Below are 866 nucleotides of genomic sequence, written 5' to 3' on the forward strand. Positions count from 1 at the left end.
CCCCATTATTTGGTACAATGGAATTGACTAGAAACCAAAAACCAAAAAGGGAGGATTTTTTTTATGCTTAATCAATCTAAACAATTAAGCTTCTACACTGAATTATACAATAAAATCCCAGAAAATCATACACTAAGGCTGATTAATAATTTCGTAGATTTTGGTTTTATTAATGAGTTTCTTGTAAGTACTTACTGCAGATATTATGGACGTCCAGCTAAGGAACCAGAGTTAATGATTAAACTGTTGCTTCTTCAACACCTTTATAACTTATCGGATGAGCGAGTTATGGAAGATGCTTCATTAAATCTTGCCTACATGTATTTTCTGGGTATCAATCCAGAAGATACACTTCCACATCCCAGTTTATTATCCAAATTTAGACGACATAGATTACTAGATTTTACGCTAGATGATGTGTTAGTTGAAGTTGTAAAGCAATGTGTAGATCACGGCATTATTAAAGACACAACAGGAATAAGTGTTGATGCGACTCATACACAAGCAAACACATTTCGTGCGACTCCAGAACGTGTGATGAAACGCTTAGCTAAAAAGCTTTTTCGCCATTTAAAAGAGGAAAATGGAGAAGTTCCTGATAACGTCGATGTAACTATTCCCAACTATAAAGAAATTGAAAATCATCGAGAAGCCAAAGAAACAATGAAAACCTATTTAGAAGCAACTCTGGAGAAGGTTGAAGAATCCGTTGAGATAGAGAAGAACCCTAAAACAAAAGAAACAATGGAGCTTGCAAGGGAAATATTGAAGGATCCAAAGTTTTTGGAATCAAAAGGCGTTCGCTCTATTGTTGACCTAGAGGCTCGAGTTGGACATAAATCAAAAACCAAGGACTTCTTTGGCTA

The 866-nt window shown here is 35.5% G+C and carries 1 protein-coding gene; it reads left to right on the forward strand.

Going from position 1 to position 866, the window contains the following annotated elements; translation table 11 throughout:
• Positions 1-63: 63 nt before the first annotated feature.
• Positions 64-866, forward strand: an 803-nt coding sequence (locus tag ACERII_RS25850; protein ID WP_373645863.1) for a transposase, incomplete at its 3' end; no start/stop codon positions are given.

This window comes from Evansella sp. AB-rgal1 (assembly GCF_041820985.1).
Taxonomy (GTDB): Bacteria; Bacillota; Bacilli; order Bacillales; family Salisediminibacteriaceae; genus Evansella.